The sequence below is a fragment of the Kiloniella antarctica genome, assembly GCF_042682825.1.
Classification (GTDB): Bacteria; Pseudomonadota; Alphaproteobacteria; order Kiloniellales; family Kiloniellaceae; genus Kiloniella; species Kiloniella antarctica.
Genome location: NZ_JBHUII010000001.1, coordinates 1 through 23,651, shown reverse-complemented (window position 1 = coordinate 23,651; position 23,651 = coordinate 1). Strand labels below are relative to the sequence as shown.

21 protein-coding genes are annotated in these 23,651 nt (G+C 45.0%); 14 read left to right on the top strand and 7 right to left on the bottom strand.

What is annotated here, in order from left to right:
• Positions 1-37: 37 nt before the first annotated feature.
• Positions 38-1,423 (bottom strand): multicopper oxidase family protein, encoded by a 1,386-nt coding sequence (locus ACFSKO_RS00105; RefSeq protein WP_380247093.1) that lies wholly within the window; start codon positions 1,421-1,423, stop codon positions 38-40.
• A gap of 326 nt (positions 1,424-1,749) precedes the next feature.
• Here ACFSKO_RS00105 and ACFSKO_RS00100 point away from each other — a divergent pair, with 326 nt between their 5' ends.
• Both ACFSKO_RS00100 and ACFSKO_RS00095 read left to right on the top strand, forming a co-directional pair.
• Complete coding sequence (locus ACFSKO_RS00100; protein ID WP_380247091.1) at positions 1,750-2,877, top strand: M24 family metallopeptidase; 1,128 nt, start codon at positions 1,750-1,752, stop codon at positions 2,875-2,877.
• Between the two features lie 9 nt (positions 2,878-2,886).
• The gene (locus ACFSKO_RS00095) at positions 2,887-3,630 is read left to right on the top strand and encodes a maleate cis-trans isomerase family protein (protein ID WP_380247089.1); all 744 of its coding nucleotides are present in this window, start codon (positions 2,887-2,889) and stop codon (positions 3,628-3,630) included.
• A gap of 38 nt (positions 3,631-3,668) precedes the next feature.
• Here the strand turns inward: ACFSKO_RS00095 and dtd are convergent, their stop codons facing one another.
• The 3 genes from dtd to ACFSKO_RS00080 form a co-directional block, all read right to left on the bottom strand.
• Entirely contained in the window at positions 3,669-4,118 is a 450-nt protein-coding gene (gene dtd / locus ACFSKO_RS00090) for a D-aminoacyl-tRNA deacylase (protein ID WP_380247087.1), read from the bottom strand.
• Positions 4,119-4,121: 3 nt separating this feature from the next.
• Positions 4,122-4,535: an OsmC family protein gene (locus ACFSKO_RS00085; protein WP_380247085.1), complete on the bottom strand. Its 414-nt coding sequence runs from the start codon at positions 4,533-4,535 to the stop codon at positions 4,122-4,124.
• A 162-nt stretch (positions 4,536-4,697) separates the two neighbouring features.
• Positions 4,698-5,186 (bottom strand): PAS domain-containing protein, encoded by a 489-nt coding sequence (locus tag ACFSKO_RS00080; RefSeq protein ID WP_380247083.1) that lies wholly within the window; start codon positions 5,184-5,186, stop codon positions 4,698-4,700.
• Positions 5,187-5,363: 177 nt separating this feature from the next.
• On the opposite strand from ACFSKO_RS00080, the gene ACFSKO_RS00075 reads away from it, so the two are divergent.
• Positions 5,364-5,783 carry a secondary thiamine-phosphate synthase enzyme YjbQ gene (locus tag ACFSKO_RS00075; protein ID WP_380247080.1) on the top strand — a complete coding sequence of 140 codons (420 nt, stop codon included), beginning with the start codon at positions 5,364-5,366 and terminating at the stop codon, positions 5,781-5,783.
• 39 nt (positions 5,784-5,822) lie between these two features.
• On the opposite strand, the gene mog is transcribed toward ACFSKO_RS00075, so the two are convergent.
• Positions 5,823-6,377, bottom strand: coding sequence for a molybdopterin adenylyltransferase (gene mog, locus ACFSKO_RS00070; RefSeq protein ID WP_380247078.1), 555 nt, complete (start codon positions 6,375-6,377; stop codon positions 5,823-5,825).
• A gap of 182 nt (positions 6,378-6,559) precedes the next feature.
• Between mog and ubiT the strand changes: the two genes are divergently transcribed.
• The 6 genes from ubiT (at position 6,560) to panB (ending at position 12,146) form a co-directional block, all read left to right on the top strand.
• Complete coding sequence (ubiT, locus tag ACFSKO_RS00065; RefSeq protein WP_380247076.1) at positions 6,560-7,261, top strand: ubiquinone anaerobic biosynthesis accessory factor UbiT; 702 nt, start codon at positions 6,560-6,562, stop codon at positions 7,259-7,261.
• A gap of 3 nt (positions 7,262-7,264) precedes the next feature.
• The gene (gene ubiU / locus ACFSKO_RS00060; protein WP_380247074.1) at positions 7,265-8,245 is read left to right on the top strand and encodes a ubiquinone anaerobic biosynthesis protein UbiU; all 981 of its coding nucleotides are present in this window, start codon (positions 7,265-7,267) and stop codon (positions 8,243-8,245) included.
• A 6-nt stretch (positions 8,246-8,251) separates the two neighbouring features.
• A complete protein-coding gene (gene ubiV / locus ACFSKO_RS00055) occupies positions 8,252-9,151 on the top strand; it encodes a ubiquinone anaerobic biosynthesis protein UbiV (RefSeq protein WP_380247071.1) in 900 nt (299 codons plus the stop codon).
• Positions 9,152-9,359: 208 nt separating this feature from the next.
• Positions 9,360-9,815, top strand: coding sequence for a PAS domain-containing protein (locus ACFSKO_RS00050; RefSeq protein WP_380247069.1), 456 nt, complete (start codon positions 9,360-9,362; stop codon positions 9,813-9,815).
• A gap of 67 nt (positions 9,816-9,882) precedes the next feature.
• Positions 9,883-11,205, top strand: a complete 1,323-nt coding sequence (locus ACFSKO_RS00045; protein ID WP_380247067.1) for an acetyl-CoA hydrolase/transferase family protein — start codon at positions 9,883-9,885, stop codon at positions 11,203-11,205.
• A 170-nt stretch (positions 11,206-11,375) separates the two neighbouring features.
• Positions 11,376-12,146, top strand: coding sequence for a 3-methyl-2-oxobutanoate hydroxymethyltransferase (gene panB / locus ACFSKO_RS00040; protein ID WP_380249398.1), 771 nt, complete (start codon positions 11,376-11,378; stop codon positions 12,144-12,146).
• Between the two features lie 47 nt (positions 12,147-12,193).
• Here the strand turns inward: panB and ACFSKO_RS00035 are convergent, their stop codons facing one another.
• Entirely contained in the window at positions 12,194-12,622 is a 429-nt protein-coding gene (locus ACFSKO_RS00035; RefSeq protein WP_380247065.1) for a hypothetical protein, read from the bottom strand.
• A gap of 233 nt (positions 12,623-12,855) precedes the next feature.
• On the opposite strand from ACFSKO_RS00035, the gene ACFSKO_RS00030 reads away from it, so the two are divergent.
• The 3 genes from ACFSKO_RS00030 to ACFSKO_RS00020 all read left to right on the top strand — a co-directional run bounded on the left by ACFSKO_RS00030 (position 12,856) and on the right by ACFSKO_RS00020 (position 15,950).
• Entirely contained in the window at positions 12,856-13,077 is a 222-nt protein-coding gene (locus ACFSKO_RS00030; RefSeq protein ID WP_380247063.1) for a hypothetical protein, read from the top strand.
• Between the two features lie 80 nt (positions 13,078-13,157).
• Positions 13,158-13,517, top strand: a complete 360-nt coding sequence (locus ACFSKO_RS00025) for a hypothetical protein (RefSeq protein ID WP_380247060.1) — start codon at positions 13,158-13,160, stop codon at positions 13,515-13,517.
• 108 nt (positions 13,518-13,625) lie between these two features.
• The gene (locus tag ACFSKO_RS00020) at positions 13,626-15,950 is read left to right on the top strand and encodes a molybdopterin guanine dinucleotide-containing S/N-oxide reductase (protein WP_380247059.1); all 2,325 of its coding nucleotides are present in this window, start codon (positions 13,626-13,628) and stop codon (positions 15,948-15,950) included.
• Between the two features lie 52 nt (positions 15,951-16,002).
• Here the strand turns inward: ACFSKO_RS00020 and ACFSKO_RS00015 are convergent, their stop codons facing one another.
• Entirely contained in the window at positions 16,003-16,869 is an 867-nt protein-coding gene (locus ACFSKO_RS00015; RefSeq protein WP_380247058.1) for a trypsin-like serine peptidase, read from the bottom strand.
• 327 nt (positions 16,870-17,196) lie between these two features.
• Between ACFSKO_RS00015 and ACFSKO_RS00010 the strand changes: the two genes are divergently transcribed.
• Both ACFSKO_RS00010 and ACFSKO_RS00005 read left to right on the top strand, forming a co-directional pair.
• A complete protein-coding gene (locus ACFSKO_RS00010; protein ID WP_380247056.1) occupies positions 17,197-18,120 on the top strand; it encodes an OmpA family protein in 924 nt (307 codons plus the stop codon).
• Positions 18,121-18,525: 405 nt separating this feature from the next.
• A partial coding sequence (locus ACFSKO_RS00005; RefSeq protein ID WP_380247053.1) for a DUF5801 repeats-in-toxin domain-containing protein occupies positions 18,526-23,651 on the top strand: 5,126 nt, incomplete at its 3' end.

Below are 23,651 nucleotides of genomic sequence, written 5' to 3'. Positions count from 1 at the left end.
GGTTGCTTTGTAAAAGTTTTCTAAGTCTCAATAGATCTTAAGTAATCCGAATAAAGCCGCTCATCCCGGTTTTTTGATGCTCGATGATGTGGCAATGCAAAAGCCAGTCGCCGGGGTTATCTGCGACGAAGGCAACATCCATTCGCTCGTCGGGCAAGACCAGTGCTGTGTCGGTGATAAAGGGATCTATCTTCCTTTTGTTTGAATTGAGCAGGGTGAACGACAGCCCATGAAGATGGATGGGGTGGGTGTGTGGTGTTCTGTTTCGAAAACTGAAAACATAGCTCTTGCCGAGTTTAAGTTCCGCAAGGGGCTCCATCGGGTCGGGAGAAACCCCAAGCCAGGATTTTCGGTTAATCGCCCAGAAGGAAAAACCGATGGTGCCGCAAAAGCCGTTCTTGGGGGCTGATTCTGCTGTGGCGGTGAATTCAAAGGGGATGTGTTCGGCGTTTTGCAAGTCGGGGACCGGAACCGGGTTCTTCGGGAGTGGCTTTAAATCTCTGATATCCCGTTTGAGAGAGAGGCCCTTGGTTTTGAGAGTCGCAACAGTCCATGCTTTTGAGGCAGAGGTGTTGATCAGCTCAACCGCGCTACCTTCTTCATCGGGCATGCGAATAGCGAGATCAATTCTCTGTCCTGGTCCCACAGCATGATGATCAAGCTCGAAGTGATTGGGGACAGGATAACCATCCAGTGCGATCACGGTGGCTTTGGCCCCTTTGGTCGTGAGCTTGAATATACGGGTAACGTCCGTAACAACGGCTCGGAGCCTTACGATGCCGCCACTTGGAACTTCATAGGTGGGGTTTTGTGACCAATTGGCGGTTTTGACGGTACCAAATGTTCCTGCGCGTGCGCTTTTTCGTGCCTTGTATAAGTCGATAAACTGGCCATCAGATCCCAAACGCCAATCCCGTAGGTTCAATGAAACATCATCGTCAAAATCAGGCGTATCCTTTTCGTCGACAATCAAAATTCCCGTCAGGCCGTAACTCATCTGCTCAAGTGTGTTGCAGTGTGGGTGATACCAGTAAGTTCCTGCATCCGGCGGTGTAAAGATGTAGTCGAATGTCTCATTTTCATAGACATAGGGTTGGGTTACAAAGGGCACCCCGTCCATGGCATTGGGCAGGCGCAAGCCGTGCCAATGTATGGTCGTGGCTTCTGGAAGTTTGTTTTCCAGTCGGGCGTGAAAGGGTTCCCCTTGTTTTGCCCGAAGTATTGGCGCTGGGCCTCCTGGGGTGTAGGAGAACATCTTTTGCGCGGGAAGATTTGATATAATGGGAAATTCGGTAATAGCGGGTTGGAGCACAACATTTGGCATGGCACGGGCTTGAGAGGCCAGAAGTCCAAGCGATCCTCCGCCAAGAATGGCTGAACCTGTAATTACGGAACTTTTGAGAAAATGTCGACGAGTTTGCATCACACCAAAACTAATTATTGAATAAGGTATTTTTGATTAAAGAGATGTATGTCTTGTTGAAGAATAATGAGAATTTAAAGGGTAAGTCAAAGTGTAAGAAGGTCGCACGCGTGGGATCAATGTTTGGGGGCAAAGATTATACAGCCATGTATAAATCTTTAAAATAAATAGACAAAAAGAACTTTGGATGATCTTGGGTAGGATCTTTTTCATAACAAAGTTTCAAAATTGATATTTATTTAGGATTTACGGTGAGGGAAGTAGAGCGCATTCGGATCTGTTTAGGTCCTAATGTATCATGCTGAGTAATCGTTTGGGGATGACGAATGGATGATTTTAATCAAGCGGAGTTTGAAGCTCGCCTTGAGCGTGCGCAGACTGCCATGCGTAAAGATAACATTGATGCGTTGTTTTTTAGTACGGAAGCAGAAGTACGATATTTTACGGGTTTTCGTACCCTTTTTTGGCAAAGCCCAACGCGCCCTTGGTATCTCATCTTACCGCAAAAAGGCGACCCCATAACCATTATTCCCGGCATTGGGGCTGAGCTTATGGGGAAAACCTGGGTTCAGGACATTCGCACATGGTCATCTCCTCATCCCAGCGATGATGGTGTTAGCTTATTGTGCCAAGCTTTAAAGAGTTACGCACGAGTTGGTATGCCTATGGGCGAAGAAGGATCTCTTCGAATGCCCTTACTGGACTTTGAAAAGGTACGTGCTTCTTGTGTCGTCGAATTTGTTGATTGTACACCAATCGTTAAATCACTACGGATGATAAAATCCAGTGCCGAAGTCGATATCATTCGGCAAATTTGTGAAATTGGAAGTATTGCTTTTTTGCGCGCCGATGATTTGTTCCATTGTGGCCAACCGCTCGACGAAGTTTTCCGTACTTTTAAAATAGCGTTGTTACAAGCGGGAGCTGAAGATGTGCCGTATCTCGTTGGAGCTGCAGGGAATGGTGGCTATGGAGATGTCATATCGCCACCGACAAACCAGCCACTTATGGATGGGGATGTTCTCATGCTGGACACGGGAGCAACATTGCAAGGGTATTTCTGTGATTTTGACCGTAACTTTGCCATCGGACAAGTTCAAGATGCGGCCAAATTTACTTACGAAAAACTTTGGCGGGCAACCGAGGTTGGTTTGAGCCATGCGCGAGCTGGTATGAGTTGTAGCGCCTTGTTTCAGGCAATGCATAATGCGCTTGGTGGAGGGAATTCTGATGTTGGTCGTTATGGTCACGGATTGGGGATGCAGCTAACAGAGTGGCCTTCAATTTGTACGCATGATGAGACGGTCCTTGAACCTGGAATGGTGATGACCCTTGAGCCGAGCATGGTAATATCCGAGGGAAAAATGATGGTGCATGAAGAAAATATCTTAATTACCGAAGATGCGCCTCTTTTGTTAACTAAGCGTGCGGCATCTGAATTACCAGTTCTCTGAGGATATATAATGAAATTTGATTTTGAATTGGACGAAGGTAATAAAGCGCGTGTTAATCTTGGTTTGATTGTTTTGCAAGTGGACGAAACTTTGGAAAATGAATTTCGTTTGGCGCTAACTAGTCAAAATATCTCCCTATATCATACCCGTATTCCAAGTCATCCCAAGGTGACAAAAAAAACTTTGGTACAAATGGCTCAGGATCTTCCCGCTGCAGCACGCTTGCTTCCCAAGAGTACATCTTTTGATGCTATTGGCTATGCGTGTACTTCGGGGGCGACAGTGATTGGACCACAGGTTGTCGCTGCAAAAGTTCATGAGCATCATCCTGGTGTTGCGGTTACTGATCCGATCTCTGCAGTGATCGCGGGATGTCAGGCTCTGGGGATAAACAAACTGGGGGTATTAACGCCTTATGTACCTGAAGTATCTAAAGCAATGAGAGAGTTGTTGGAAAATAATGATCTTGAGGTGATTGGGTTTGGTTCTTTTGAACAGGAAGAAGAAAGAGTTGTTTCACGGATTACAGAAAACTCAACACTGAAAGCGATTGTGAAAATTGGGCAAACGAATGACTGTGAAGCAGTCTTTGTTTCTTGTACTAATCTACGGACTTTTGGCGTTCTAGCTGAGGCGGAAAAAACTCTTCGTAAACCGGTTATTTCCAGCAATCAGGCTCTGCTATGGCATCTTATGCGGTTGGCGAGTTTAAAGGGGCGAGAGGCAGCGCCAGGGCAACTCTTTTATGTTTAGTTTCGGAAGCACGCGGTCTCTTTTTAGCAGGTGAACGACTAGGCGCTGTCTTTTGAGTCCATGATGATGGTGATGGGGCCATCGTTGAGAAGTCTCACATCCATATGAGCACCAAAGATTCCCTTTTCGACGGTAAGGCCTTCTTTTTCTAAAGATTGGCAAAGAAGTTCATAAAGCCTTTCTCCTTCTTGTGGTGACGCCGCCGCTGAAAATCCAGGTCGATTTCCTTTTTTCCAGTTTGCTGCAAGAGTAAACTGACTTACGACCAGAATTTTTCCACCAACTTCTTTTACTGAGAGATTGATTCTCCCGTTTTGGTCGGTGAAAATCCTCATCTTACTTATTTTTTGTGCAAAATATTTTGCTTCGACATCGGTATCGCCTTGTTCAGCACAAAACAGAATCAAAAGCCCCTGATTAATACGTCCGGTAACAGTATTGTCTACTGTAACAGAAGCTTCTCGAACTCTCTGTAAAACGGCTCTCATCGTTTATTCAATTAGCTCGTAACTATGGGTTATTTCAGCAGCTTTACCGAGCATGATTGATGCAGAACAATATTTATCTGCGGACAGATCTACGGCACGGCTGACTTTCTTGTCATTAAGGCCCGCGCCTTTGACACGGAAATGTAGATGTATTTTGGTAAAGACTTTTGGGTCAGTATCGGCGCGCTCGGCTTCAACATCGACATCTACGTCCTCGACGTTTTCTCTTCCTTTTTTGAGGATATGAACAACGTCATAAGCGGAACACCCGCCCAAACCCATGAGCAACATTTCCATTGGTCTCGGGCCAAGATTTCTTCCGCCACCTTCGACGGCACCATCCATGACGACGGCATGACCTGACCCGCTTTCGGCCATAAAAGCGACGTTCTCGATCCACTTAATACGTGTTTTCATTTGTCGGGTACTCCAAGAATTAGGTTGTTGGCATGCAAAATAACTTTCCATTACCGGTTTGGGCAAGAAAAGAGCGTCGTAAGATTCTGTATCTTTTACGATTAAGAAAATACTGCTGACTTAGAAACGACGGTTGGTTGGAGTTAAAGATGCAAACTGATGTTAGTGAAAATAAAGAGAGTTCAATATTTTTAACTGCACTTTTTCATGTTCAAAAGTGAAGGGAAGGAAAAGAACTGTATAGGATTGGTGCTGTTCTTCCGGACTTGCCTCTGTTTTCCAAGCCATCCGCTTGGTTACCAGGTGCGGTTTTTGCGTGTTTAAAACGTGCGAGAGACGGCTTTTGACATCGGCCAGTGCATTTGATGGAATGATATCTTCGAGATTTGAACGTTTAGACGGAATGCCTAATGTTTCACGGCAGTTTTCACCCGTAACAGAAACAAAAAATTCGCCTGTTTTCTGGACATCAAACAGCATAATGCCGGGAAGAGACTCTCGAATTGCACAGGGGTCGAAATCTTGCCATTTAGGAAGGTTGTTACTGCCCTTGAGTTCGAGCCAATAGCGATAGAGGTTGTTCTGAGCAACAGATTTTATGTTGAACTCAGAAACTTCTAAAACCTTAACTATATCGAATGTTTTCGCCATTGTTATTGTTCAGTTCGATCTACAGTTACGAGAGACATCGGCAGCACGGCCACCGTGTTTAACACGTTTCATTCGAACATGGGTTAATAGTGGGCAAAAATGTGGTAATTGTTTGAAAAGAGGTATTACCGAGCATTCTTATAGTCGTGTAATAGGCTTACATAGCCGGAGGTATGAATGAAACAGGTGCAAAACATATTTGAAATACACACACATGGGCAAGGGCTTTATGAATTTTCACCCGAAGTCAGTGATTGGGTCGGGTTGCAAGGTCTCACATGTGGGTTGCTAACCCTCTTTATTCGCCACACTTCTGCGTCTTTAACGATACAGGAAAATGCAGATCCAGATGTTCAATTTGATTTGAACAATTTTTTCTGTCGATTCGTAGAAGAAAATCCCAAGTTATATCGCCATACTTGTGAGGGACCTGATGACATGCCCGCACATATCAGATCAGCTCTGACAGATGTTCAATTGAGCATTCCTATCGTCCACGGCTCGATCTCACTTGGGACCTGGCAGGGAATATATCTATTTGAACATCGTAAGACCGCCCATAACAGACAGGTTGTCGCACACTTGATGGGTGATTGACTCGTCTAGATGATGATTCTGGCCTAGGTATATTCTTAGCTATTTGTTCTTGGGACGGAAAGCTTTGCAGATACTTTCATTTGTTTCCAAGTACGGCCCGTTGATAAGGTCAATGCAATAAGGAACAGCCGGAAAGACAGCTTCCAGACAATCTTTTATTGCAGATGGTTTACCTGGAAGATTGATAATTAAACTGCTCCCCCGAATACAGGCGGTTTGACGGGAGAGAATGGCTGTTGGGACATACTTTAAGCTGACCTGTCTCATCAATTCCCCAAAGCCTGGCATGAGCTTTTCACTCACCGCTTCTGTTGCTTCTGGGGTGACATCGCGAGGCGCAGGACCTGTGCCGCCAGTGGTGACAATCAAGCAACAGCCTTCTTCATCCGCGAGTTGTTTCAGTGTGCTTTCGATACGTGCTTGATCGTCAGAGATGACACGTGGAACCGCTTCCCAGGGAGATGTAAGTATTTCTGAGAGCTCTTTGTGTATTGCGGGACCTCCCAAATCCTCATATTCGCCGCGGCTAGCTCTATCTGAGATGGTGACAATGCCAATGCGGGCGCTCCTGCTATGAGGGGACTGGGTGGTCATAGTTTGCTCCTGAACGGGTAGGGTTATGAGTAAATACTGAGTGGTGGACAATTTAATACTCTAAAGATGTGTTGTACTTGATGAAGATCAATGTCCGGGGCTCAAGAGAAACGCAGTATCTCCCCTTTGAATTTCCGATTTGATATCGGTCTGATGCTTTAGAGGTGGGGTAAATAAACGTTATGAAAGATCAGGGTGCTCTATCTCATTCACCAATTTTTTCTCCAATGCTTTTTGCAGGCATGGCTCTGCGCCCTTTACCTGTTGCCGTTTTTAGGCCCTTGGTCCAGCACATCCTCAAACGAATAGAACAGCTTTACCCCGAAATATTTCAACGCCTGGCTCCACTTGTTTCTTGTCAGTTTCTCATTGTTCCAACCGACCTTTACATCTGTTTTTTACTCTCTTTGGAAGGGGGGCGTGTCTCGGTGGATGTGATTGAAAAAACAGATAACCTGCCGGATGCTGATACGATCATTTCTGGGGGCATGTTGTCTTTGATCCAGCTTTTAGAAGGTTCTGTTGATGGTGATGCCTTGTTTTTCTCCAGAGAAATCAATGTTCAAGGCGATACCGAGGCTCTCCTTACTTTGAGAAATGCTGTTGATAGCGCGGATATTTCTTTTGAGGAAATTTTGGTCGGTCGTGTGGCTTTTCTTAAGCCGTTATTGGATCGAGCTATTTCTAAGGCCGCAAGGTTGTATGGGGCAGTTCATAAAGATTTTCGGCAAGTTCATAAGTCTCTTATTGATCCGCTTATGCTTCGGATCTCTCAGATTGATGATGACCTGGACCGCCAAGAGGACCGAATGGTAAAGATTGAAAAAGAAATAAAAAAAATCAAAGTTTCCCGTCGAAATAAAATCAATACGGCAAGGACATAAAACATGGAACTTGTATGTCCTGCGGGAACGCCCTCTTCTTTGAAAGCTGCTCTCGAAGCTGGAGCTGATGTTGTCTACGTGGGGTTTCGAGATGAGACGAACGCACGGAATTTTCCCGGTTTGAACTTTAGCCCGGAAGAGCTTCAGGAAGCTGTTATCTTGGCTCATGGAATGGGGCGTCAAATATATGTCGCCATCAATACCTACCCGCAGGCAGGAAACTTGGCAGCTTGGCACAAAGCGGTGGATACAGCAGCAAGGATTGGAGTTGATGCAGTAATTCTGGCTGACATCGGTCTTTTGGACTATGCGCAGCAAAATCATCCAAACTTGCGCCGTCATTTGTCTGTGCAAGCTTCTGCCTCGAACCCCGAGGCCATACGATTTTACAAACAGGCCTTTGATGTCCAGCGGGTAGTTCTTCCCCGTGTGCTCACTGTGAGAGAAATTGCCGATCTTATAAATGAGATCAATGTGGAGACAGAGGTTTTTGCCTTTGGTGGCATGTGTGTGATGGCAGAGGGGCGCTGTTCCCTGTCCTCTTATGCAACAGGTAAATCCCCGAACATGAACGGCGTTTGCTCGCCCGCAAGTCATGTGGAATATGAACAACGTCGTGGAAAGTTGATATCCAAGTTAGGCGATTTCACGATTAATTCTTTCCCGGATGGAGAAGCTGCGGGCTATCCAACCCTTTGTAAGGGAAGATTTATTGGCCATACTGGCGATCCGTCTTACCTCTTCGAAGAGCCCACTTCTCTAAACGTCATGATGATGCTGCCTGAACTTATTCAATCTGGAGTGAAGGCACTTAAAATTGAAGGGCGTCAAAGAGGGAAAGCCTACGTCACTCAAGTGGTCTCTGGTTATCGCAAGGCTATTGATGCGGCGATGCAAGGAGAAACCATACCCTTTGTGGACATGGCAAATATAACTGAAGGAACCCGTTCTACCGCTGGTGCCTATCAGAAAAACTGGAGATAGCCTTACGTGTCTGAAAATCAAAAACTGACGATGGGGCCAGTTCTCTACAACTGGCCTGCCGAGAAAAAACGGGATTTTTACTTTCGCATTGCGGATGAAGCACCCGTTGACGTGGTTTATGTTGGCGAAGTCACTTGTTCCAAGAGAACACCCTTTTTTACGCCTTATATTCCTGATGTTTGTGAGCGGCTTGAAGCTGCAGGCAAAAAAGTGATTTTATCGTCGCTGGCGTTGGTGATGTCGGGGCGGGAAAGAAGCGAGTTAACGGATCTTGCTTCTGAATGCCCGTGGGAAATAGAGGCAAATGATTTGTCAGCGGTAAGCCTCCTATCTGGAAAACCGCATGTTGTTGGGCCGTTCGTTAATTTATACAACGAAGGAACTCTAAACTATTTTTATGAAAATGGGGCTACCCGTATCGTATTGCCCTGTGAGTTACCGGTAGATTCTATTGCCAAGCTCACCAATAGTGCAAAGGGGAGAGAGGTCGAAATTCAAGCTTTTGGACGTTTGCCATTGGCGCTATCGGCGCGGTGTTATCATGCGCGATCACATAATTTGTCCAAAGACGGTTGTCTTTATGTCTGTGAAAAAGATCCCGATGGCATGGATGTCTCTACACTTGATGGTAATCCGTTTCTTGCTGTGAACGGGACGCACACGATGTCTTACACCGTTAATAATTTATTGAGTGAGATTGCTGAATTATCGGAGCTGGGCGTTACACATTTCAGATTATGGCCTCATGACGAAGACATGGTGAAAATTGCAGAAGTATATCGCCGTACTCTTGATGGAGATGATGACCTCGAAAAGTCTAACAGTGAATTAGAAGCACTGGTGACATTTGCACCTTTTTCAAACGGGTTCTATCATGCGGTTGAGGGGGCAAGACTCGTTGAATAACATCTTTTCCCTATAAAATTAAAAAGGGTTTGCCGTTACACCGGGTAGGGGTGGTTATTTGCCGACAGTACTTATTAAAAATATGACTTCTGGAGGGTATTGTCCCAGAAGCCGATCATAACTATGTTGAGACCTCAGAAGTGTATAAAATTGGGCTTTATGCATTTGTTATAAATTTTTAACCGATAATTCGGTAGGTGGGGCGGACTTGAGTTTGTATTCGCAAGACGGGCTTAAGGAATGGGGTGAGAAGACGCGAGCGCTTTATGAGTATTGGTTGTCTATCCATCCGTCAGATACAAGCTTGCCTGGGCGACAACATCTGGATCCTGTTGATATTCCAAATCTTTTACCTAATGTATGGTTGGTCGATATTTTTCAGGATCCGATCCGGTTTAAGTTTCGACTTTTTGGGACTGCCCATGTTGAAGCGATGAAACATGATTATACCGGGAGGTGGATTGATGAGGTGTATCCCAATTTCTTAGCCTCTTCTACTTATCCTGACTATATGAATTTAGCTGAAAATGCACAACCAAGCTATCGCATAGGGCCAGCATCGTTTCACATTCCTGATTACAAATCCATCGAACGGGTAATGCTGCCTTTGGCTCACAATGGAAAAAGTGTGGATATGATTTTAGCTCTGACAGTTTATCTTTAAGAGTTGGCTATTTGCGGACGTAATATTCCAGAGTGTTCTGATCCATCCAGTAACAATAGAGCTACTAATGAAAACTCTTCGTGAACAGTATTATGAAAAAAAGGTTTCAGCTTCTCTAGCTGCAAAGATGATTCCTGATAAGAGCAATCTTATGATTTCTATGGGGGTATCTATGCCTCCAGCTTTATTAAAAGCGATTGCTGATCGAGCCGTTACCGGGGAATTAACAAGGTTGAATGCCTATTACATGCATTCCAGTGCCCATGCTTCAGAAAGCATCCTTACCCCAGAAGTCGTGAAAGTTATCAAGCCTCATTCATTTTTTATGAGTAGTTACGACAGAAGTATTGAAAAACAAGGCTCGGATCTTGGTCAGAGGTGGATGGAATATGTTCCAAGTACATTCCATCAGGTGGGGAGATTAATGACGGATACACTGGGTGCAGACGTATTTATTGCAACGGTCTCTCCTATGGATATTCACGGATATTTCAGTTTGGGGACGAACAGTGATTATGGAACAGAAGTTGCTCGTAAATGTGGCAAGTTAATACTCGAAGTTAATTCTTCAATGCCCAGAGTATTTGGTGAAGCTTTGATCCATATATCTGAAGTATTATGCCTGACAGAGAATAACTGTCCCCTGCTGGAAGTTCTGCCTGCATCACCTCAGTCTGTTGATGAGCTTATTGCCAAACAGATTGTCGAAATGATCCCTGATGGGGCAACAATCCAGATGGGTGTTGGTGGCGTGCCGAATGCAGTTTCGAAGTCTTTATATGACCATAATGATCTGGGGTTACATACTGAACTTTTGACCCCAGGCCTTATGCGGCTTATCAAAAATGGTGTAATTACAGGGCGTCAAAAAACACTCCATAGGTTAAAGCATCTTTTTACCTTAGCGCTTGGAAATAAAGAGCTCTATGAATTTATGGACGATAATCCTTCTCTGGCAGGTTATCCCGCTTCTTATATAAATAATCCGTCGGTAATTTCTCAAAACGACAACATGATTTCTGTAAACTCGGCTTTACAAGTAGATCTGACGGGACAGATTAATGCTGAGTATTTAAGGGGTAGAGAGTTTAGTGGTCCGGGAGGACAGTTGGATTTTGTCCGAGGAGCGTATGCATCTCGTGGAGGGAAATCATTTGTGGCTCTTCACTCTACAGCTAAAGGAAATAGCGTTTCCAGAATTGTTTCCCAACTTGATGGGCCCGCTACAGATCCGCGTATGGATACTCATTACGTTGTGACAGAATACGGAATAGTTAATTTGAAGGGACTGTCTTTGTCCGAACGTGCGAAAGCATTGATTGCATTGGCACACCCGGATTTCAGAGATCAGTTAGGCTATGCCGCAAAAGAACGTGCTCTTATAGACTAGTATTGAGGAAGGCTTATCTTGTGCCGATTTAAGAGCCATACTTTCTTGTGACATTACTTTATTGTCTGGGGACAATAAAGTAATGTGGAATGATGTTTCTTAGCCTTGTTGCGGCGCACAATAATTCGGTTTATAGTGTCGAAAAATCGTCACAGAGAGCTTTAGGTATCATGGCTAAACGAACGACTATCCCGCAGATAATGAGACTAAAAGGCCAACGGCCAATCGTTAGCCTGACAGCTTATACCGCACCATTGGCAAGCCTGCTCGATGAGCATGTCGACTTCCTCTTGGTCGGGGATAGCATGGGCATGGTTCTCTATGGTTTACCAAGCACGATTGGCGTCACTTTAGAAATGATGATCGCCCACGGTGCGGCAGTCGTTCGGGGAAGTAAAAAAGCCTGTGTGATCGTTGATATGCCTTTTGGGAGTTATCAAGCTTCACCCACCAAAGCTTTTGAAAACGCAGCACGTATCATGTCGGAGACAGGGTGTGCCGGGGTGAAATTGGAAGGTGGCCAAGAAATGGCTGAAACCATTAAATTCCTTGTAGAACGTGGGGTGCCTGTTTTGGCCCATGTTGGATTATTGCCACAGCATGCAAACCAGGTCGGCGGCTTCCTGACACAGCGGGATGAAGAGAAGATTTTAGCCGATGCACACGCTGTTGCCAATGCAGGGGCTTTTGCGACTGTGATCGAATGTACAGAGCCTGCCATTTCCAGACGTATTACAAATGAGATTGCAATTCCGACGATTGGTATCGGGGCTGGTGTGGATTGTGACGGTCAAATTCTTGTTACAGAAGACATGATAGGCCAGGGCACGGGTTATGTTCCTTCATTTGTTAAGCGATATGCCGAGGTGCATGAGGATATAACTAAGGCAGCGCATAACTATGCAGAAGACGTTCGTAATAAGCGGTTCCCCAAAGCATAATTGTTTGGAATCGAGTCTTCTCGCAGGCCGTTACCTCTTGATAAGGGCTAATTTTTTTTGAGACTTTCGGGATTGTTCAACAGACCTTGGGATAAGATCTCGTCTAATTTATGGGCGTGGTAATAACGTTCTTCGATGATTTTACCGTTCTTCCATTTTTGCCAATGGACACCATCTATTTGAATTAAATTATTTTGTTGATCTATGAAGCGCGACTTGTTGCGAAATATACAAATTTGCGCAGTATTTACTATCTTAAGATCCGTAATTTTGCCTAAAATCTCTTTGGCTGCATTTATATAAGGTTCCTGTTTGGATCGGCATTCTGCTCTATTTTTGCCAAAGAGATTGTCATTTTCATACATTTTGCCCTGTTCATTGAAATAAAGATCTAGGGCCTGGAGAATGTATCCTGCTTCCAGAAGCTCTACTTGATGTTTTACAGCTTGTTCAAACTCTTGAAGCGGGGCATTCATAAAAGTGTTGCCTATCAAATTTTCAAATAAATATTATCCCATCCTTTTAGAGTTTTGGCGTATAAATGAAAGTGGGAAATATTAATTAAGGTGAGACGTTATGTGCGATTGATTGTAGCTTTGGGGATTTTTCTTTTCTGATCTCCTAAGCTCTGACATAAGGTCGATTAAGAATAATGATTACTGGCTGTTTGCGAGTATTATCAATAACAGATTTACCGAAAGACTTGTTAATGAGTGAAAAAAACACTGAGACTGATGAACTTTTAGAGGGCCTTCGTGAAGAGCTCGTTGAATATGGCGCAGAAGACCTTATCGTCTTTGGTCTACGTTATACGGATGATGATGAAATAGATCTTTCAATTTGGGATTCACTTGGTGATCCTGATCTGGTTGCCGATCTTTTGGAAGATTATGTTAAAGCCTACCGTCTTGAGAGCAAGACGAAGAAATAAATTGTTTAAAAGGGGCGAGGGTTGGACTGGCACTGAGCAAAGAGAACTCTATCCCCCAATAACTCTGAAAAAGAATAGCTATGAGTGATATTGAAGTAAACGAAGATGAATTTTCTTGGGATGTGACTGTGACCCTGCAAGGTGTTGAGGTTTTAGTTTCGCTGAAGCAGTCAGTGATCCAACAAGAAATTGAAGACCAGATTTCAATAAAAGGATCTCACCGTAAGGCCATTTTACGCTCAACGATCAAAAAATTCTCAGCAGGCTTGAAAAAAGGCGTTGAGAAATTGAGCGGAGATGCTTTGAAGGAATTCCAATGGAATGCTTTTATTCTCCTGATTGATGATGTTATCGCCAATCAACATTTGGAAATGAGAAACGATCCAACATTGGTTGTGAAAGCTCTTGCTGATCCGCGGTTGGCTGCACCCAAAAAATAATATTTTAAGTGACCATTGATCATGTATGTTTTGATGATGGATGTCTCAGAAAACTTTAGTTGGTTTAAATTAAGATAATTTATCTCGCGATAACAAGAGTACGATGCGATGGAAAAGGCTCTAACGGCTTCACACTGGGGTACTTACTATCTTTCTATTGAAGATGGTCAAATCAAGTCAGTAGAACCCCATAGAGAGGACCCTGATCCCTCTCCTATTGGACAGTCATTCCTTGATGGTATCCAACATCCATGTCGCGTCAAAAAACCTGCCGTTCGAAAAAGTTACCTGGAGCAAGGCCCCGGGGTTGCTACACATAAACGTGGTGCGGAACCCTTTGTCGAGATTGAATGGGATCAGGCGTTTGAACTGGTTGGGAATGAATTAAATCGTGTCCGCCAGCAATATGGTAACCAGTCGATATTTGCTGGATCTTATGGCTGGGCAAGTGCTGGGCGTTTCCATCATGCACCGAGTCAGATCCATCGCTTTATGAACTGTATTGGTGGTTACACGAAATCCGTAAATACCTATAGTTACGCCGCCTCTGAAGTTATCTTGCCGCATGTTGTTGGCTCTATGAGCTGGCTTTTAAATCAACATACGTCTTGGCCAGTGCTAGAAAAGCACTGTGAGTTGATGGTGATGTTTGGTGGTGTCGCCCTTAAGAATGGACAAATAAATGCGGGGGGAGTGGGGCGTCATTCTGCCAAAGATGGCTTACTTGCCTGTAAGCGTGCGGGAACAAAATTTGTAAATTTCAGCCCTGTTCGAGATGATGTCGATCAAGGGCTGGAAGCCGTTCATTATGAACCTAAACCCAATACGGATGTTTCGATTATGTTGGCGCTGGCACATACGCTGTATGAGCAGGGGCTTCATGATAAAGCATTTCTCGAACAGTATTGTGTGGGCTTTGAAAAGTTTGAACCTTATTTGACGGGGAAAGTTGACGGGCAACCGAAAGATGCAAAATGGGCAGCAAATATATCGGGCGTTGATGCTACGGTTATTTCTTCTCTTGCGGTTGAGATGGCCCGAAAACGAACAATGGTTACGGCTAGTTGGTCACTACAACGGGCCGATCATGGAGAGCAAACGCACTGGATGCTGGTTGTTCTGGCTGCGATGTTGGGGCAGATTGGCTTGCCGGGAGGAGGGTTTGGTCTTGGTTATGCTGGTGTTAACGGTGTTGGTCATCAATTCAGAGATTTTACTTGGGCCTCGCTTGATCAAGGTGTGAATAAGGTTGCTGATTTTATCCCAGTCGCACGAATTAGCGATCTGCTTTTAAAGCCAGGTCAGTCTTTTCAGTATAATGGCCAATCTTATACCTATCCAGATACCAAGGTGGTTTATTGGGCCGGGGGGAACCCCTTCCATCATCATCAAGACTTAAATAGACTGCTCAAAGCCTGGCAACAGCCAGACAGCATTATTGTTCATGAGCAAACCTGGAATGCTCTTTCGCGTCATGCAGACATTGTGTTGCCTGCAACAATGACGGCTGAACGTAACGACATCGTCTGTGCCAAACGGGATGATTATGTCTATGCTCTGAAACAAGCCGTAGTTCCCGTTGGGGAAGCCAGAAATGATTATGATATTTTTGGTGGAATTGCTGACGTTATGGGAAAAAAAGATGAGTTCACAGAAGACAGAAACGAAAAAGAATGGTTACAATTTTTACATGCCCGTAATCGGCAACGTGCGGCGGCGCAAGGTATTGAGATTCCGGAATTTGATGTTTTCTGGGAACAGGGCGAATATTTGCTTCCAGAAGGGCCAGACTTAATATTACTGGAAGCTTTTCGTCGGTCTCCCGAAGCGAGTCCTTTACGGACTATGTCAGGGAAGCTCGAAATTTTTTCAGAACGTGTTGCTTCTTTTGAACTTGCAAGTTGTCCGGGGCACCCGACGTGGTTAGAGCCTAAGGAGTGGCTGGGCGCTGAACTTGTTCAAAAATTTCCATTGCATTTGATATCCAATCAACCTGCGACAAGGCTTCACAGTCAGTTTGACCACGGTCAAACAAGTCAAAGAGCCAAGGTTTCAGGCCGAGAGGCGCTGACAATAAGCCCTCAGGATGCGCATGACCGAGCGTTGTCAGTGGGCGATGTTGTAAAAGTCTATAATGATCGAGGCGCAACGCTTGCTGGTTTGATCATTAGTGACAAAGTACAGCCTGGTGTCGTGCAATTGCCAACAGGTGCTTGGTACGATCCTGTAGAACCGGGGATTATCGGAAGTCTTGATAAAGCCGGGAATCCGAATGTGTTAACCAGAGATGTTGGGTCTTCCGAATTGGGGCAGGGACCTGTTGCGCATTCTACATTGGTAGAAATTGAAAAATATACGTCAGAAATCCCAGAGGTAACGATCTACACGCCCCCAGAAATTATCAGGGGACCCGAAACCATCAAGGCACCATAAGTCATCAAGGAAAACGAAGTTATTTAAAATCCGTCTCGCTTGTTGTTATGACTTATGGACGGTGACTATTTCCCCATGTTGTTCTTGCATTTTTGAGACTGGCGAAGACCCAGCTGTCGCTACGTTTTGGGCTATCATTGCGACTGAAAACGGCTGAGGATACCAGCTGATAAGACCCGTTTTGATAATAAAATGTTGGTAAAGATCGTTGATGTACCTTCTGTCCACGGCAGGGAATGGTTCCAACACCGGGAATTTTTTGTCTGGAAATGTTATTTGAGCAGCCATTTGATATACGTACCGCGTGCTCCCAACCATTATGATAACCTGCATTGAACATCTTAGCCGCGCCAGACTTTATGGTTTGTCTCATTCCTTTATTAAGTCCTTTGATTCCAAGCCAACCTGTTTTCTGTCCCAGGGGATCGGTTAACGTAATCAAAGCCCAATTGCCGGCAATTGAGGCGAGGCTATCGGGGCTTTCTGGATTGAAGCTATCGGATATTTCAACACGAGAGATGTTTGATGAAGCGATATGTTCATCGTGTTGGTATCCTGCCCTAAAATGTAGCTCATCATTGTTCCACCAACGATTTTCGGCTTTGTTGTATAGACAGTTGGCTTCTGTATAGACGTGGTTTGTGCCAATCATCACGGCGGTGCAATAAGCCTTTCCACCAATGTTTAATCGACCAATTGTGCTCCAGGGGTAGGTGCTCGCGTTAACTGTTCCTTTTGGCGATGATACCGTATTCTTGCCGTTCTTTCCAAGATGAGAGCTTTTTGTTTTGTAAAGAGAGGATGCTTGCACTGTTGCTGTCGATGCCAAAAAGATAAGGCAGGATACTACGAGAGCAGTTTTTGTTAAGGCATGAGCGGTAATATTTTTGCATTGAACGAGTTGCGAGTGCTGGGCCATATTTTCTATACTTCTGTACTATAATTTTCCGAAGCCAGAATGTAACAGCGAGATTACTTTATTGGGTGTGACCTTTTTGGGTTCGTTATTTTAACGGATTCTTAAGACTTCTAGAACCTAAAGATATAGTCTTCATTAAGTGTTTATCCTTATGTGCTTACCCTTAAAAGCTGTTGCAAAATTTGAATTTTTCACTATTCTTGTGATAATCTAATGATGTGGACCTATAAATCGTATTCAATGACTTGCTCTTAATGGTTTGAATCGTTATAGGTATCTCTGAATTTATTTCTGCTGTGGGTTGCAGCACTCATTAAGGGGTGGACAATGAAAACCAAAAGTTTTCTGTTCGGGGCTGTTGCGGCTGTGATCGCAGTTGCACCGGCAAATGCTGGACCGCTGGATGCTATATTCGGTGGTTTGTTTGATACTGACTCTGCACAGGGTCTTGAGGTTGAGGGCGTTCAGTTCAGTAATGCACTTTATGACGGATATCTTGCGCTTTCAGAAGAGCGTGATGATAACTGGGATCTTGTGGACGCTGAGCACTTTAATCACAAAGCGCGTACTGCTGCACGTCGGTCAAGTGTTCTTCCTGACGAGCCTGATGATCGTTGGTTGCGTGATGAGCAGAAGCCACAATTTGCTGATGCGCTAATGCGCATGCGCAAAACTTTTGATCGTGGTGGTCGTGTTGTAGCGCCTCAATTGGCTGCTAAAGCGCAAGTAAACTACGATTGCTGGATTGAAGCGACTGAAGCCGGACGTTCTGTTCAGTATCAACCATCTACGCGTGGTCTAGAGTGTAAAGAAGCTTTCGAGTCTGCTATTAATGGTCTTGATGCCTTGGCAACTTTCAAGCTTACAGATTTTCAGCCTTATCTAGCTCCAGTTCCGGCTGCTGCTGAAGCGCCACAAGCAAGTTCTTTCCTTGTGTATTTCAATTTCGATAGCACTGTTGCTACAGATGTTGGACGTTTGTCACTTGAAGAAGCTCTTACTGCTGCTCAAGAAAATGACGGCACAACAGTTCGTCTTGTGGCTCACGCTGACCGTTCTGGTTCTGTTGATTATAATCAGGCGCTTTCACAGCGTCGTCTGTCTGTTGTCATGGAGGCGATGGGTCGTTCTGGTGTTGATGTTGGACGGATCGTTCCTGATGCTGTCGGTGAAACACAGTCTCTTATTCCAACTGAAGATGGGATTCGCGAGCCTGGTAACCGCGTTGTGGAAATTGATTTGGTTCTGTAATCGATCGTACTTTCTTCATTTGGCAGTAATGCCTTTTAAAAGCCCTGCCAATTTGGCGGGGCTTTTTTTTATGCCTAAATTTCAAATGTTTAACTTTGTAACGGAATGGGAAGGGCTTTTTTAGTCTTTTATTAGGAGCTTTGTTCTAACATTAGGTAAGCAAGTAAGGGTATCTACTTATTGAGCGTTGGTTGCAACCGATAGTATAGATACTGATATGAAATAATTTTACAAAGACTCATACATAACGGTATCGCTTTTTAGTTTAAGATACTTGAATTGTGCTGGCGGCTGTTTAGTATGTATCCAAAGTTTTGTGCGTGATTTGCGCTGTTAAATAAATGTGCCGAATAAAAGTATGCTTACTGCGGCATGATAAATTGGAACCTTAAGGGGGATTCTAATATGACTGATGACCAAAACCGTAACGATAATGAAATTCTTACTGAAGCTATTGATGTTAGTGGTGAGACTGGACGTGAAACGCTAGTTGGGCAGGCTGCAGAGGCAATTACAGTCTCAGCGCCAAGTGCTGGTGATGTTGTCAATATCTCACTTGTTAAAGGGCAGACGGCTACTTTAGATTTTGATGCTACAGCCGCGACTCCAGTGGTCGAGGGCAACGACTTTATTCTGACATTTGACACAAACGGCGACGGATCAGCTGATAGTCGAATTGTTTTTCAAAACTTAGTTGAAGAATCTCAAGGCGCGGATGCGCCTGTTCTTGTTATTGGCGGAGTGGAACTTTCAGCTGGTCTGTTGATCGGTCAGGCGCAAGCTCTTGTCGAAGGCGATACGCTTGAAACGGCAGCAGGTGCAGGTGCAGGGCCAACTGGCGGCGGCGGAAGCACTTATAGTGATGATCTCGGTAATGCGATTGATCTCCTGAATGCTCAAGGCGTTATTGATCCTACCGAGTTGCAATTTGGTCTGCTTAGCAGTCTTGACGAGATCACGGATCCTGCTCAGGGAACTCTTCTTATAAGCTTTCTAACGACCGTTACTGAAATTGAAGAAGGCCCTGATGGTGGTATTTCAGGTTCATTTGGCGGTGGTTTTGAAGATTGGCTGCCTAACCACCATTTGAATGGTGGTGATGCGGGTGAAAATAGCGATCCTTTCTTAAATAATGGTGATCTTGAAGAATACGCTGCTCCGATGCGTATGGTGCTTACTTTTGTGCCTTCTGATAATGAGACCTTGGATACGGTCGTTCTTAATGAATTGCCAGAAGGCGTGCGTCTGTTCATTGGTGGAAGCGACGAATCTGACGAATATACTGGTGGTTTCCCGGTAACGATATCTCCATCCGATTTTGCTGATATTTATATTTTGCCTCCACAGCATTCTGATGCAGATATCGCGATTACGGGTACAGCTACTATTTCTGATCCGGATTCCGGCGAAAGTGCTACGCTGGGCTATTCTACGGTTGCTATTGTTGATGCAGTTGCTGACATGCCGGAAGGTTTGCAGATAGGTCAAGATCAAGATCTTTCAGGTAATTTTAATACAACTGATTCTCAAAGTTCGACGTCTTCTCCTGGTCCGGTTGTGAACTCTGGAAATGAAGAAGAAACGGTTACGATTCCGGTTACTGTTGAATTTGCTGATTTTGCAGATGATTCTGAAGCTCATGAGCTTGTGATTGACGGTGTGCCCGTCGGGTGGGAAATTCGCCCTATTCCTGGTGCACAAATTTGGCAAATGGACGGGGATAGTGTTTATAAAGTAACTTTTGATGGTGCAGGAAACCCCGTTCTTACATTGGTTACGGATACTTCGGATCTACCCGCATCTTTACAGCATCAAATTGCTTTGGCAGCTGGTGTGGTCGCTGATCCTGATGCGTTACATACTCTTGAGGAAACTATTGGTAATGAAGTTGCCGGGGACGGTTATGTTCGTTATTTCGTCGATGTTTCCGAAAATGTGGATGCAGCAAATAATGGTAACACACTAGATACATCTGATGATGGTACCGGGAGTTTAACGACAAATATTTCGTTTGATCCTAATGATTGGACCAACAGCCGCTTACCCGATGGTACGCCTCGTGATGGAGGCGAAGGTGGTGAAAGTGATGATCAGGGACCTGCAAGGATTACGGTACATGCTGTTGCAACTGAAACTGTTCCTGAAGGATCCGGTTCAGAACTAGCGGATGCTGATGGAACGCCTGTTGATGAAAATAATCAGGCCGTAACTGACCCAGTATCCGTTGTGATATCTATTGACGAAGATATCCCAGAATTCACTTCACCCATTACGTTGATCCACGATGAGACTGCTCGTACTCTAACTGGCGATACTGTTACTGGAGTTGATGAGAATTCAAATGATATTCCTGCCGTTCCTTCGGATGTGCAATCGGTACTCGACGAAAGATATAAAGTTTTACAAGAGGACGATAACGCGACCCTTGGAGATGCTGTTGGTCAGGCCCAAAATACTTTTACCTACGATTTGAAGTCAGACGGCTCTAATGACGAAGTGCCAGATGGTTCTGATGGCCCAACGGATACAGACACAGGTGCAAGTAATGCCTTTGATGATCTTGAGGCGATTGAGTTTGATCTGTCTGGAAATGTTAATAGTCTTTTAACGTCAGGCGGCTCTGCAATTACGTTGCATCAGGACCCTGGAAATTCTCAGGTCGTGTGGGGCTTGGATGCTTCTGGTAACGTTGTTTTTGCTGTTCATATTGATGGAACATTAACTAACGATGGCAACACAGGAAATCTAACCTTCGTTCAATATGGCCCTATTGATCATGATCAAGCTGGTGATGGCGGAGAAGGTTCACATGATGAAAATGCTTCGTTCAACCTCACCATCAAACTGACTGATGATGAAGGCGACAGCGTTACTGCTACAGCAACAATCAACATTGAAGATGATGGTCCTGTTGTAGATGTGTCTGTTAAAGACGTTAGTGGTAATGATGTAACGCTTTCTCTTAATAACCTTGATGAGTCCACGGGCGCTGATATTGGTGATACGAACGCTGATAGCGATGATGTTGCTGGTAATACAGTTTCTGATCCTACAGGAACTAACCCGATTGGTCGTATTGGTACTGCGAGCGATAGTGGTGCTCTTTCCGATCTGTTCGATATTGATAAAGATGCCGGTACTGACGGTGAGCAATCAGTTGTTAATACGTTCAGCTTAACGCTTTCTGGTGACGCTGTTGCAACAACACTTTCTGTCACACAACCTTCTTCTGGACCTGCTTATGCAGACCCTTCTATTGAGCTTGTTCTTGAAGGCGGTGAGATAATTGGCCGCTTCCTAATTTCAGCAGAAGGTACTGATGGTTCCGGGAATACGATCCCTGCTGTTTATGGTACAGCTCTGCGTATTTCTCTTGATGATATAAATAGTCTAGATGATGCAGATCTAACGGTTGAACAGTATGTTGCGATTGATCATGGTGATGATAGTAATGATCATGACAGTGTCGCTAATCTCCTGACGACAGGTGATGGTGTTGTTGGTCTTACACTGACAACCACAGTGACCGATGGTGACGGTGATACAGCAACAGACAGCGCGACAGTTGTACTTGCTGATGCCAACAACGGTTCGATCGTTATTGAAGACGATGGTCCTGCAAATAATACTGCTTCTGTTTCTAATACAGTTGAAGAAGACAATCTGGTTGATGGTAATGATGAAGACGCTTCAGGTAGTACTGTTGCGACAGGTTCTGTTGCAAGCCTTGTGGATTTTGGTTCTGATGGTGCCGCAATCGGCGGTGGGTTCAGCCTGGGATCAGACCTGAGTAATCTTCCTGCTCTGACATCAAATGGACTGCCAGTTACCTATGCCGTTGTTGGCGATACGTTGACAGCTTCAACGACAGCGGGTGCTGTCTTTACATTAAAAATTGATGCGAACGGGGATTATACCTTTACGCTTTTGGATCAGCTGGATCACCATCCTGTTGTTTCTGCTGATGATATTGAAGACTTCCTAGATCTCGACCTTTCCTCCGTTCTTGTAGCTACCGATGGCGACGGTGACAGTGTTACTATTGACGATGGCTTTACCATTCGGGTTCAAGACGATGTGCCTGTTGCGCTGGATGATGCTCTAAATGTAACGGATGAGTCCGCAGGCAACGTTGTTACGGGTAACCTGCTTCAAGCTGGCGAAAGCGCGGGTGCTGATCAACCTGGCACAATCCGCGAAATCACCCATGATGGTGTGAAGTATGAACTTGCTGCTGATGGTCAGTCCGTTAGTGGTGGTGGCAGCTTTGATCCTGCGACAGGTATCCTGACGATAACAACCGAAGCCGGTGCCACACTGACCGTGGACATGGCGGGTGATAATCTTGGTGATTACAGCTATGAAGGCCCTGCGACCCATCCGGGCGAAGATTTCGCTCTGGGTGGCGGCAGTTTTGATGGCGCGAGCTACACACAGACTAACCCTGCAACTGGCGTAACTGTTACGGTTACTGGTGCAGGAACACAGGGTGGAAATCCTGTTGATGTATTGGTTGCACCGGCTGCTGATGGGTTGGGTGTTAGTAATATTCCACAAGGAACGACTGATACTCCTTATACAGACAATGGTACTGTTCAAGAAAGCCTAACTTTCAGCTTCTCTGATGCTGGTGGTGCTGTTGCAACGGATCATCTATCATTCGAGTTTGATGGGAGTTCCGGTACTGCTGTTAACTGGAGTGCTGTGACGGCTGATGGTGTTGTTGCAGGAACGTCTGCTCCGGGTGAAAACAGTTTCACGATTACTGGTAATGGCATTACTTCTGTTACCTTGACGGCTGTAAGTTCTAGTCAAGGTTTTGCTGTGACCCAGGTTTCTACAGCGCCTGATACGCTGGACGAGACATTTGATTATGTGTTGGAAGATGCAGATGGTGATCAGGATGGGGCAACGCTGACTGTAACGGTTGCTGATGATAATCCAGTTGCGAACATCGAATTCAATGAAGGGGCCGAGATCCGCCTTGATGAAACCGATAACGACAGCGATGACGGAGATGTTGGCGGTCTGCTTGCTGATGTAACTGTTCTTGGTTCTGTACTGTTCAGTAACAGTTCTGTGTTTGGTGCAGATGGCCCTGCTGCGGCAGGAGCGACTGAATTCAACTTGAGCCTGGGTGGCGTGCAGCCGGTAAATTCTGGTTTGGTTGATGCGCAGACGGATGAAGCGATTATCCTGACCCAAGAACCTGGTGGCGACATCGTTGGTTCTTCTTCAACTGGTGGTGAGGTCTTCCGTGTTTCGACTGACCCAGCAACGGGCGATGTGACAGTTACCCAGACCCGTGCTGTTGAACACAACGACAGCAATGATCATGATGAAAATTTAAGCCCTGCGATCATGAATTCTGGCGTCTTGCAGCTGATTGCGACAGTTACAGATGCAGACGGCGATCAGTCAGATGATAGCCTGGATCTAGGATCTGTTGTTAAGTTTGAAGATGATGGTCCAAGTATTTCGGCAAATGCGACTACAGAGCCAGTTCTAACTGTTGATGAGACAGTTCTTGG

Excerpts from the sequence above, each read along its gene's own strand:
- ACFSKO_RS00105 (WP_380247093.1), bottom strand. The coding sequence starts at position 1,423 with ATGCAAACTCGTCGACATTTTCTCAAAAGTTCCGTAATTACAGGTTCA.
- ACFSKO_RS00100 (WP_380247091.1), top strand. The coding sequence starts at position 1,750 with ATGGATGATTTTAATCAAGCGGAGTTTGAAGCTCGCCTTGAGCGTGCG.
- ACFSKO_RS00095 (WP_380247089.1), top strand. The coding sequence starts at position 2,887 with ATGAAATTTGATTTTGAATTGGACGAAGGTAATAAAGCGCGTGTTAAT.
- dtd (WP_380247087.1), bottom strand. The coding sequence starts at position 4,118 with ATGAGAGCCGTTTTACAGAGAGTTCGAGAAGCTTCTGTTACAGTAGAC.
- ACFSKO_RS00085 (WP_380247085.1), bottom strand. The coding sequence starts at position 4,535 with ATGAAAACACGTATTAAGTGGATCGAGAACGTCGCTTTTATGGCCGAA.
- ACFSKO_RS00080 (WP_380247083.1), bottom strand. The coding sequence starts at position 5,186 with ATGGCGAAAACATTCGATATAGTTAAGGTTTTAGAAGTTTCTGAGTTC.
- ACFSKO_RS00075 (WP_380247080.1), top strand. The coding sequence starts at position 5,364 with ATGAAACAGGTGCAAAACATATTTGAAATACACACACATGGGCAAGGG.
- mog (WP_380247078.1), bottom strand. The coding sequence starts at position 6,377 with ATGACCACCCAGTCCCCTCATAGCAGGAGCGCCCGCATTGGCATTGTC.
- ubiT (WP_380247076.1), top strand. The coding sequence starts at position 6,560 with ATGAAAGATCAGGGTGCTCTATCTCATTCACCAATTTTTTCTCCAATG.
- ubiU (WP_380247074.1), top strand. The coding sequence starts at position 7,265 with ATGGAACTTGTATGTCCTGCGGGAACGCCCTCTTCTTTGAAAGCTGCT.
- ACFSKO_RS00045 (WP_380247067.1), top strand. The coding sequence starts at position 9,883 with ATGAAAACTCTTCGTGAACAGTATTATGAAAAAAAGGTTTCAGCTTCT.
- panB (WP_380249398.1), top strand. The coding sequence starts at position 11,376 with ATGGCTAAACGAACGACTATCCCGCAGATAATGAGACTAAAAGGCCAA.
- ACFSKO_RS00035 (WP_380247065.1), bottom strand. The coding sequence starts at position 12,622 with ATGAATGCCCCGCTTCAAGAGTTTGAACAAGCTGTAAAACATCAAGTA.
- ACFSKO_RS00030 (WP_380247063.1), top strand. The coding sequence starts at position 12,856 with ATGAGTGAAAAAAACACTGAGACTGATGAACTTTTAGAGGGCCTTCGT.
- ACFSKO_RS00025 (WP_380247060.1), top strand. The coding sequence starts at position 13,158 with ATGAGTGATATTGAAGTAAACGAAGATGAATTTTCTTGGGATGTGACT.
- ACFSKO_RS00020 (WP_380247059.1), top strand. The coding sequence starts at position 13,626 with ATGGAAAAGGCTCTAACGGCTTCACACTGGGGTACTTACTATCTTTCT.
- ACFSKO_RS00015 (WP_380247058.1), bottom strand. The coding sequence starts at position 16,869 with ATGGCCCAGCACTCGCAACTCGTTCAATGCAAAAATATTACCGCTCAT.
- ACFSKO_RS00010 (WP_380247056.1), top strand. The coding sequence starts at position 17,197 with ATGAAAACCAAAAGTTTTCTGTTCGGGGCTGTTGCGGCTGTGATCGCA.